Raw genomic sequence first — 6662 nt, 5'->3', positions numbered from 1 at the left:
TTTTTGAAAACCTTTTGCGATAGCCTTTTTACGTTTTCGTGATCGGGATTGCCACACCGAAAAAGACAAAATATATACGACAATAGGCTTATTTTTATGAGGTACTCAGGTTGATATGAATCTCTGCTATCATTCCCGAGGGCCAAGGACCTTTGCATGACGCTGTGTAATTCAGGTATTACGACAACCTTATTGGTGATTGATTACAGTACAACAGGGTTTAATTTGCCAGCCGGTGTGTTTTATTTTCAGGCTGGTGACAGGATTCAGGGGGGGCGTTGCCTATGAACCACCGAACTCGTCTTATCTATCGAAAAGACCGCGATACAAATCAGGTCTGTACCAGCTGTCCAGATGTTTTTGATTCCCCCCTCGTTCCCACGCACCAGAGGGTGTCGCAAAACTCTCACCAGCGTGGGAACGGGTTGACTCCAGTCATTCCCGGCTTCATTCCCGTCATTCCCGACTTCATTCCCGTCATTCCCGGCTTCACTCCCGTCATTCCCGCGAAGGCGGGAATCCACACTGACTCACCACCAGAACTCTACTGCCCGGTGCCCCCCTGGCCTTGTGATCCCCCAGAATTAGGGAATGACGACCTCAGAGCATGGGAACGAGCTGTTGGAGTTTTGCGACACCCTCGGAGCATGGGAACGAGGGGGCTGGATGGATATCAAGGTTTGGCTGCACTGGTGTTTTTGATTATGAGATCTGAAAATATAAGAGCAAAAACGTCTTTCCCCATCTTTGCCCTTATGTTCATTGTTATTACATGTATTGCAAGCTCAAGTGTTGCGGAAGAAACCCGGGAACATCGCCTGCTCTTAATGAATTCCAGCGAGCTGGCTGTCAGGGAGGAACCCTTGAATATCTATAAGGGTTCTGTTTCGTTCTATAACAATTCCCATATTCTGCTGACTGTTGATAATGCTACTGATTCCAGATCCAGCTTTTTGGTTGATTTCAACAATCTTAACGTTGTTCAAAAATGGTCAGATGTCCTTGCCCCCTCCCCTCCTGTGCAAGACTCTCTGTTCGCGGAGCCATTAGCCCGATACCAGGGCCAGAAAGTAGGCCCTGTGGTCACTGTTCCACGGTCAAACCTGACCTATATTGCGGCGCTGAATGAAATACAGGAAAGCGATAATGGTATAACCATTACCAGCTCGCTGATTAAAGTTGATAAACAATGGCAGGAGAATCAATGGCAGAATGTCACTCTCGCCTCATCTTCAGACATTCCGGCTCTGAAAGACATTGTTGGTATGACACTATCAGCGGATGGACACCTCCTTGCGATAGTCGCAGCCGAGACCCAAACCCTGCTGATTTTTCGATACGACCAGGGACAATTGCATCTGCTGCAATCGGTCTCCAACCCGGAAGATCTTGAGAAAGTTGACAGCTGGTTCGGAGTGCACGACGTGACCATTGCCGAACTACCCAATGACTTCATCAGCGCCTTTATTGCCTCTACCGACCGGTTCGTCCATCTGGTGGTTTTAAACAAGGAAGATCAGTGGGAAACTCAGGAGGCTCAACTCATTGGCTTTCAAAATATGCCTCAGGCACTCAGCAGCATAGCCTCCAGCCCGGATGGCAGAAAAGTAGCCGTGATTGGCAGACGGGGCACAATCCATACCCTGAGGCTCGTTTCGCCCCCTTTATTCGCAGATTGGCAAGATCCTCCTGAGTACGACTACGATGAATCCGATATGGAAAATAACCAGTTCGTAGTAGGGCCTATGAATGTGAAAGACCCCAATCAGTCAGACAACAGGGATTATTCTCAATTAATCGTCAGGGTTGACTGTGAAGGCCATGAAGGCAATTGCCCATTCATTTGGCAAAACAAAAGTTTAGTGGTCAACCCCGAGAGTGATACCCCTTTGAGTAAAAAGAGCGGTGGTTGGGCACTATCAGAAAGATGGCCCCTGACGGTAACAGCAACTAACCCACACAACCAGTTCAGTCAAATACGAACAGTGGTCAGCGTAAAACCAGCCGATTACACCTCCCGATTACTGAAACGGGTGTTTGCTGGTCTGTTGCCATCGTTGGGCGTAGCAGGTCTGGGTGGTTACGGCCTGATTAAATGTTACAGATCAAGGATGAGAACCCATGAACTCAATCAAGAAGACCCATCCGACGATAACACAGAAAATACCTCTGATCGCCCTGAAAGCAATGATCAACCAGCACCGCCAGCCGGTTTAATGGTTCACTTTGATCCTGAATCAAATGGAGTAACCCAAATGCTGGTGCATCCGGCACCAGGTAATACAGGCTCCAGTTTAAGCTTAGCCCTGTCTTGGCCTGCCCCTGAAGTTATAGATATGACCACTGCAGATGCCCATGAAGTTATAGATACGGCCACTGCAGATGCCCCTGAAGTTATAAATACGACTACTGAAGATGCCCCTGAAGTTATAAATACGACTACTGAAGATGCCCCTGAAGTTATAAATACGACTACTGAAGATGCTCCTGAAGTTATAAATACGACTACTGAAGATGCTCCTGAAGTTATAAATACAACCACTGCAGATGCCTCTGAAGCTACAAATACCAGCACTGCAGATGGCCCTGAAGCTACAAATACGACCACTGCAGATGACCCCGAAGCCACAAATACGACCACTGCAGATGCCTCTGAAAATCACGCATGTGGGTATGGGGAGCCAACTATTCCACATCATGCTCTCAGAATACCGAAGGGTCCCGGAAACGCGTATCTTAACCAACGAGGATTGCAAATTTATTTTAAATACTTTGGTGTTGATATCAAAAATAACAAAACAGAAGAGCACTAATTCATGTGGTGCCCGACTTCAGGCTTTCTGAAAAACAACAATCTGAACAAACAGGTGAGGGTCTCAGTGCTCTCAAACACCAGAAACTGCTGGCTATGGGTGCTACCGACAAATTCGGTACACCCGCTTAAAAAACCAACGATATTTCAAGATGCCCTGTACTGGCCGAGATGCTGACAGAACATCCGGAGCTGTTGACTACAACCCACACCACCCGTTCAGCCAGTGGCCGGGGCAAAGGTAACAAACTACGGGGTTAGGAATGGTCGTCATTTTGCCTCCTGGCTGCGAAGCCTCAATTATCTGAGAAATGTCTGTGCTCACCACAGCCGACTCTGGAACCGGAATATTATTGACCAGGCAAAACTGACACCCACTGGAGAGGTTGCGGTACTTGATCAGTTCAGAGGTAAAAGGCAAGCCCTGGCTCGCCCTTTCTTTCCTACTCCCCCTTCACCCATATTCACCGGTGCCCACGAACAGGGGAGTAACTCTCTGAAACCCGGGGTGGAGTTCCATGTCCCGCATAGGGGGGTATTCCCACCCCCTACAAAAACGGACAACGGGCCATCATCTTTTTGCAACAGAAAGTGAGTCACCAGCACCGCAAAATAGCAACAGCGTTAAACAACGTGGTCAGAAGCGGCATCATCGAAGCGACCAGCAATGGTGAAGAAGATTCAAGGGGCTGACCCGCTTGATGAATCCTCAGGAGATGGACGGAATGATCAAAGCGATTGCCGAACACTATCAGGCCACCACTGAAGTCAAACGTAATTCGGTTTCCTGGCCAACCGTCACTTCCACGGCGACTGGTCAGAGTTGTTTGATAACAGAGGCTACCATTGTCAAACTGAACAACATGCAAGCCTCGCTCGCCAGCGATCAAAAAAGTATTATTGTCGTATTGTCGGATTTCATCCAGTTTTCCCAGGTCTGGCCAGCTTGACTCGATGGTATTCTCAACGCCTTCCCCATTCGATGAAAAAATAGCATTCTCACAGGCACTGAATGAGCAAAGCTGTTGGCTCATGACATGCTGGCATTGATGGGAATGCAATCGACAACCAAGAGTCTGATAGGAATAGTGAGCAGGACCGATGCCGGTGAATTGATTAGCAACCTCAGGAGGGCATAAAACTAACTCTCCACCTCTGTGGATAATCAACAAGTATGCATCTGCGAAGATAGCCCCAACAGGTTGGTCAATAACAACCTCACCAATAGCCGGTGTCACTATGGTGACAGGCCGCCAGTCTCCAGCCGATTGCTCAAAGCAGGCGATCTGGTTGTCAAACGCCGAACTGACACACAATTGCGTGCTGTCTTTACTGAAACGGGCAGAAGAGCAGCCCTGGCGAAAAAGATGGTGATTTTGTCCACCAAAGCGTTGGAATGATCCTGTTTGACAGTTTTTTTCCTGCTGATAAATCCGCAGTTCACCCATCAGTAAAGAGCAAGCCGCGAGCCATTGACCATCAAGGCTCACTCCCAGCGATGAAACACCAGCAAACGTCACCAGAGGGCCCGTGGTCAGCTGCCCATGCTCCCAACTGAAGCTGCCAATATTTCCTCCCTCTTCACCCGAATCACTGGCTACGTAGAAGCAGTTTTCATTTTTAACCAAGCTTCGATGTTGTCTTGAGTTGGGTGATATCTGGGTCGTCGTTTGCACAGCACACGGGTCAGAATCCTCTGAACACTGGAACGTAAGAAAAAGCCCTCTGTTGTTTAAAACAACTACTGTCGTATTGTTTTTTTGGGCAAATAATGCCACGCCTGCAGGAGCTCCAAACCAATGGGTCTCATTGGCAAACGGGTAGGTTTCACGCAACAACACGTTGTCAACCAGTGTCAGCCCAAACCCGAGCGAAGGTGTGCCAAGAACCAGAAAAATAACGATACAGCAAGCGCAGTCCCCGAGAACCGCAAAGCAGGCAGAAACTTTACGTACAATACCAGTATTCAAGTTGTCACCCTCTCAAATTACGGAATTTACGCCCATCCGATAAAGTAGCACGCTTAATTGAGAATCTGCCTGCAAAAGAACGTTTAGTACGCCATTTCAATGAGGCTGCTGCCTGCTGCATCGGATTACTTGTGGGTTTTCGGGCAGGCACTAAATACAAAGTGCGGTAATAAGTCAGCCCATGAGTCAGCAGTTTTATTGAATCTGTCAGTTAAACAGAGTCGAGAGATAATCCAGGGGCGCATAGAACTTTTTCCACTGAGTCCAGCCGGTCTCTGAAAGGCTTTGTTCGAGTGGATAGCCATAAACAGCGTAGTTTGAAAGACTATTGATAACAGCGAAAGTCAACGCAGGCACTAAAGTAACACCGGCTGTGATAAAGGGGTTGTCTGAGGTTATCTTCGAACGGTCCAGCATAAGCAAAACTCCGAATCCGCTCAGGGTTATGACAGAGGCTGCGACCATCACTCCTTTTTCGGGTTCGACTTTGGCTTCAGCTGCAGCTCCCATTCCGGCTACGGATCCGACTAAAGCTCCGCCTAAAGCGAAGACCCCGGATAGAGATGGATCTATGGATTGAGCTAAGGTTCCAGTTTCGATTATTTCGATTATCTTTACGGCCAAGCCTCCGGCTAAGACCACGGCTGAGGTTGCGGCTGCGTACATGCGTCCGGGTACGCCTCGGGCCCGGACTGCGGCTATGTGTGTGGCGTCGGCTGCTCCAATCCCAGTCTTTGTCTGTCCGTCCACATCCATTATTGACCCTGGAATAATTCCCGAGAGGGCACCTGCAATCGCTGCGCTGACAACAGAAGCAAGAATAATCCCTTTTGTTGAACTGAAGCCATTATGAATCATAGCTTTGTAGGCGACACCGCCTGCAATAACCACACTAAGCGCAGAAAATATTGCGTCTTCCCAAGCCCCATACCATTCAGTTCTAATATCCCTTACGCTCATTTTTCTTAGCATTAACACCCACGTGGTGCTGGCTAAAGTTCTTGATACCGCTTCTGACGCAAAGTAGGTAAAGACCGCGACAGGTACGAACTCCCTTGTTTGGGAAACGACGGCAGCTGCCATTCCTGCACCGGCAAAATACAGAGGTTTCCACCAGAACTCCATGGGCCAGGGAGACACATGCCCGGCCAGCGCCACTTCAGCGGTAGTCGCCACGGGAGCCAGTTGCAAACAGAAATCCGTTTTCAGCGCCTCCAGCTCCTTTGTATCCGATGCCGCCGGGTCATATTTGCCTGAAAGCCCGGAGACTATTCCCGGCGTTTTACACACACCCCACCAGATACCCAGATTGAGCAGGGTAGACAAAGAGAGCCCGGCAATACTTTCCGTTAACTCAAGCCCGTTTTCCACCAATGCGCTGTCATTAAAAGGCTTAAGAAAATCAAAATCATTTTGTGAGGGGGGGCTGGCCTGTGCCGTCGAATAAAACAAACACAAAAGTAACGGAAACAGGTTGAATGTTTTTTTCATGATGATTTCCCAGATACAGTGACTGAACAGGGAATATAGATCCTAAATGGAGTTATGGATGGAAATATCTCTAGGAGCCAAGCTCTGATATCCCTACACTCCTCGTTACCACGCACCAAATTATCAATGCCGCCCAAACTCCGTTCACCCTGAGCGGAGTCGAAGGGTGGTTGGCACGGTCTTTGTTGGAGTCCACATCCTTCGACTCCGCTCAGGATGAACGAGGGAGGCTGTATGGATATCAAGGCTTAGCTGCACTAGTTTTTGTGATACGCAAAAAATTTGTAACGGAACCAACGGAGATGTCTACACTGTGAGACTCAACTGAACAGCTGCAACGTACTACGAGATTTCATCTTCAGGTTAAAGCGTCGTTTAGCAACACAAAT

The 6662-nt window shown here is 48.5% G+C and carries 4 protein-coding genes and 1 pseudogene; 2 read left to right on the top strand and 3 right to left on the bottom strand.

The window, feature by feature from the left end; all coding sequences use genetic code 11:
• Positions 1-392: 392 nt before the first annotated feature.
• Together P6910_RS06870 and P6910_RS06865 are read left to right on the top strand one after the other, a co-directional pair.
• Entirely contained in the window at positions 393-2813 is a 2421-nt protein-coding gene (locus P6910_RS06870) for a hypothetical protein (RefSeq protein ID WP_317145529.1), read from the top strand.
• A 225-nt stretch (positions 2814-3038) separates the two neighbouring features.
• Positions 3039-3143 (top strand): annotated as a pseudogene (locus tag P6910_RS06865) (Abi family protein); the annotation flags it as partial.
• A gap of 68 nt (positions 3144-3211) precedes the next feature.
• On the opposite strand, the gene P6910_RS06860 reads toward P6910_RS06865, so the two are convergent.
• The 3 genes from P6910_RS06860 to P6910_RS06850 form a co-directional block, all read right to left on the bottom strand.
• Positions 3212-3412, bottom strand: a complete 201-nt coding sequence (locus P6910_RS06860; protein WP_317146603.1) for a hypothetical protein — start codon at positions 3410-3412, stop codon at positions 3212-3214.
• The gene (locus tag P6910_RS06855; RefSeq protein WP_317145528.1) at positions 3409-4782 is read right to left on the bottom strand and encodes a hypothetical protein; all 1374 of its coding nucleotides are present in this window, start codon (positions 4780-4782) and stop codon (positions 3409-3411) included. The genes P6910_RS06860 and P6910_RS06855 overlap by 4 nt, the downstream gene beginning before the upstream one ends.
• 207 nt (positions 4783-4989) lie before the next feature.
• The gene (locus P6910_RS06850; protein WP_317145527.1) at positions 4990-6273 is read right to left on the bottom strand and encodes a hypothetical protein; all 1284 of its coding nucleotides are present in this window, start codon (positions 6271-6273) and stop codon (positions 4990-4992) included.
• Positions 6274-6662 lie beyond the last annotated feature (389 nt).

The sequence above is a fragment of the Endozoicomonas sp. 8E genome (assembly GCF_032883915.1).
GTDB lineage: Bacteria > Pseudomonadota > Gammaproteobacteria > Pseudomonadales > Endozoicomonadaceae > Endozoicomonas_A.
The sequence above is the reverse complement of the archived record's forward strand: the minus strand, read 5'-3'. Positions and strand labels throughout refer to the sequence as shown.

What these genes read in the sequence shown, in the direction of transcription:
- P6910_RS06850 (WP_317145527.1), bottom strand. Translation starts at nt 6,273, where the DNA reads ATGAAAAAAACATTCAACCTGTTTCCGTTACTTTTGTGTTTGTTTTAT.